Below are 3914 nucleotides of genomic sequence, written 5' to 3' on the forward strand. Positions count from 1 at the left end.
ACGCTTGGCGGTCTGAACGCCAAACATCGGGTGCGTTGCAATCTCGCGGGCAATTTCCAACGCCCGTACCTCGACCTGGTTGGCCGGCACGCATTCTTCGACAACGCGCAGGTCCCTAGCGGTGCGCCCGTCGATTTCACGACCCGTGAGCACCAGCATCCGCGCCACCCCCGCACCGGCACGCTGTTGAAGCAGCCAGCTAGATCCCGTGTCGGGACAGCCGCCGACGCGCGCAAAAACTTCGCACAGCCGGGCATCTTCGGCAGCAACGACAATGTCCGCCGACAAGGCCAGGCTTAAACCCGCGCCAAAAGCCACGCCGCATATCGCGGAAATCAGAGGTTTGCGAAACAGATAGGCCGCGCGTCCGCCATCGTGAACCAGCTCCACCATTTCCGATGTCGCCTTTGCGCCTTTCGCGATCTCAGACTGAAACCCGACAAGATCGCCGCCGCTGCTGAAATGATCGCCACCGGTCATAACAACGACACGGATCGCATCGTCACGTTCGGCTTCGCGCAGGAGCGCCACCAGTTCATCGACGAACCCGATGCTGTAAGGGTTGCGTTTTGTCGGCTGAAGAAACCGCAGGATTCCGACAGGGCCATCCCTGTCCAGGCGAATAAGCTCAGTCATTCAAGCCTCCATCAGGTTCCGGTCCAGACGGGTGCGCGCTTTTCAGCAAAGGCCTTTGGGCCTTCAATCGCGTCGTTGCTGGCGTAAACCACCTCGTGAAGGCGCTTGCCCTCTTTCAGGCCACCCGCACAGCCCAGGTCCATGGTCGCGCGAACGCCGCCTTTGGCCGCAATCACCGAAAGCGGGGCCGCGCTGGCAATGCGCTTGGCAAGGTCAAATGCCCTTGCGCGGACGGCATCGGGCGTGTCCTCGAGATAGTTGGTGAACCCGTATTCGTGCAGGCGCTCGATCGGCATCAAGTCGCCGGTCAGAACGATTTCCATAAGGATGGGCTGCGGTAGCATGGACAGTGCCGGCGATGCCCAGGGCGATCCACGACCGATCTTTACTTCGGTGATACCGACCTTGGTCCCCTTGAGACCGACCCGCAGATCGCAATTCAAGGTCAGCATCATTCCGCCCGCCATCAGCGACCCCGTCATCGCCGCGATGATCGGTTTCTTGCAGGCGCGCATTGTCTCGTGAAACGGGTCGCGCATCTTGGTCAGAATATCGACGCCCTCGTCGCGTGCGATTTGTGTGGCTTCCTTCAGATCCAGTCCGGCGCTGAACACGCCACAATCGGCCGAAGTCAGAATGGCCACACGAACGCTGTCATCCGCCTCGATCTTTTCCCAAGCATCGGTCAGCCCGTTCGTAGCCGCCACGGAAAGTGCGTTTTTGCGTTCGGGCCGGTCAATACAGACGGTTGCAATTCCGTCTTCGATCTTCACGTCAATGGGGCTCATGATACCTGCTTCGCTTTCTCGGGACAATCTAACTGCGGAAAGCTTCCCCGCGACGTGTCTGCCGCGGGGAAGCCCAGTCTTATTCGACTTTGAACGTCGCGGAGTTGTGCTTGATGACATCCCAAACAACGTCGAGATAGTCGGCGCTCCAGTCGGTCAGCGGAACCCAGGTTTCGCCATTCCACTGTTCGACCCGGGTCTTGCCACCACCTCCGTGGTCTTTGTCGGTCACTGTAACCGGGGCCATGATGCCGTTTCCATCGAAGTTCTCGATCGATTCATAGGCATTCTTCATGTTTTCCGGTGTGATCGGCCAACCGTTTTCGGTAATCGCAATACGCGCAGCTTCGAAACCGGCCGAGTAGATCGCCATGCCCGTATTGTAGTACACGTCGCGCACGAGGCTCTCGGGTCCGCTGCCCTTGCCATTGGCATAATAGGTGTCCAGCATCGTCTTGACGATCGGAACTTCCTGGCCACCGGCCACGTTGGTCCCGCGCAGGATGCCTTTCGCCTCTTCCACTCCGATGTTGGCGATATCGACTTCGTTCAGCCAGTTCACCGCAAGATAGCGGTCAATCGGGAAACGGTTGCGACGCATTTCTTTCGAGGCAACCACATGTCCGCCCGCCAGTAGCCAGCTGATCACATAATCTGGCTTGTCACGGCGGATTTTGCTCCATGCGCCGGCTTGATCCGATCCCGGAAGCGGCACGGGATAAAGCTCCAGTTCGAACCCTTCCTTCTCGGAAAGCGTTTTCAGGATCTCGATCGGTTCCTGACCGAAGGGATAATCCAGATAGATGAACCCGATCTTCGCTTTGCTCAAGTCACCGTCCATCTGATCCTTGATGAAGGCAACGTCATTTGCCGCCTGCTGCCAGTACGTCGGACCGACCGGGAAAACCCATTCGAATACTTCGCCGTCCACCGCGTCACCGCGGCCAACGAAAGACTGCATCAACACGTTCCCGTCCTTCATCGCACGCGGCAGAACCGCGTTCGTGACCGGCGTGGACAGAAAATTGAATAGGAACACACCTTCGCGCTTGAGCTGCTCGTAGCATTCCACGCCGCGCTGCGGTTCGTTGCCGTGATCGCGCACGATGATTTCCACCGGATGCCCTTCGATCCCACCGTTCTCGTTGGTGTACCTCGCGAGGTCCTGTGCCGCCTGGGCCACTTGCGGCGAAATGAACGTGTAGGATTTACTGAGGTCGAAGCAGAGTCCGAAGCGGATCGGCTCCTTGTCCTGCGCTGCGGCCACAGTCGCGCTTGCTGCCAGCGCGGCAGTCAGGGCCACCGCCTTTATGTGCTGTTTGATCTTCATCGTTTCTCTCTCCCGTTGGTTTGATTTAGGGCGGTTATACCGTTTCATGGGCCACTGCCGCCCCGCATGGCGGAACCCTTCCTGTGTCAGTCTTTCACTGCCCGTATTTTGAGGAACTTTCTTTAACCACGTCCCACACGACGTCGGCGTATTCAGAGATCCAGTCGGTTTGCGGCACCCAAGTCTCTCCGTCCCACATTTCGATACGGGTCTTGCCCCCGCCGCCATGATCTTCGGCCGTCACCGTAATGGGGGCCATCAGCCCGTTCGCGTCATAGCCCTCAAGCGACTCCAGTCCGGCCTTGTAGGATGTCGGAGTGATCGGCAGCCCCTCGGCTTCCGCTGCCTTGCGCGCGGCTTCGAACATGATCGAATACATGGCCAGCCCGGTGTTGTAGAAAACGTCCTGCGTCTTCTCGATCGGGCCGGATCCCTCGCCCTTGTCATAAAGCTCGGCCATGATTTCCTGATACAGGGCAATATCCTGACCGCCCACGACATTGGTCCCGCGCTTGATACCTTTGGCGGCCTCTTTACCGATGTTGGCGATATCGACTTCGTTCAGCCAGTTGACCGAGATGTATTTGTCCATCGGAATGCGATTGCGCTTCATCTCTTTCGAGGCAACCACATGGGCACCGCCCAGCATCCAGACGATCACATGATCGGGCTTGTCGCGGCGCACCTTGGACCACACGCCGGCCTGGTCGCTGCCAGGCAGTGGCACGGGGTACAGTTCAAGCTCGAAACCCTCTTTCTCGGACAGGGTTTCCAGGATCTCGATCGGCTCCTGCCCGAAGGGATAATCGAAGTAAACAAACCCGACCTTCACATCTGACAGATCGCCGTCATGCAATTGCTTGATGTAGGCGACATCGTTGGCGGCCTGTCCCCAATAGGTCGGCCCGATCGGATAGACCCAATCGAAGACGGTGCCATCAACGGCATCGCCGCGCCCGACAAGAGACTGCATCAGGATACGCCCGTCTTCCATGGCCCGCGGCAGGATAGCCAGAGACACCGGAGTGGACAGGGTATCGAAAACAAAGACGCCCTCGCGGCTGAGTTTCGAGTAGCACTCGATTCCGCGCTGCGGTTCGTTCCCGTGGTCACGCACGATGACTTCGACCGGTTCCCCACCGATGCCGCCCTTCATGTTG

General features: G+C 58.7%; 4 protein-coding genes. All 4 read right to left on the minus strand.

Annotated elements, in window-relative coordinates; all coding sequences use genetic code 11:
- The coding region (locus tag ACU0FH_RS11740; RefSeq protein ID WP_446194795.1) for an enoyl-CoA hydratase/isomerase family protein at positions 1-636 on the minus strand (636 nt) is incomplete at its 3' end.
- Positions 637-647: 11 nt separating this feature from the next.
- On the minus strand, positions 648-1424 hold the full coding sequence (locus ACU0FH_RS11745; RefSeq protein ID WP_306154042.1) for an enoyl-CoA hydratase/isomerase family protein: 777 nt from the start codon (positions 1422-1424) through the stop codon (positions 648-650).
- 79 nt (positions 1425-1503) lie between these two features.
- Positions 1504-2754 carry an ABC transporter substrate-binding protein gene (locus ACU0FH_RS11750; RefSeq protein WP_276155046.1) on the minus strand — a complete coding sequence of 417 codons (1251 nt, stop codon included), beginning with the start codon at positions 2752-2754 and terminating at the stop codon, positions 1504-1506.
- 94 nt (positions 2755-2848) lie between these two features.
- On the minus strand, positions 2849-3914 hold a 1066-nt coding region (locus ACU0FH_RS11755; protein WP_446194797.1), incomplete at its 5' end, for an ABC transporter substrate-binding protein.

It is taken from the genome of Heliomarina sp. (genome assembly GCF_052826185.1).

Excerpts from the sequence above, each read along its gene's own strand:
- ACU0FH_RS11745 (WP_306154042.1), bottom strand. The coding sequence starts at position 1,424 with ATGAGCCCCATTGACGTGAAGATCGAAGACGGAATTGCAACCGTCTGT.
- ACU0FH_RS11750 (WP_276155046.1), bottom strand. The coding sequence starts at position 2,754 with ATGAAGATCAAACAGCACATAAAGGCGGTGGCCCTGACTGCCGCGCTG.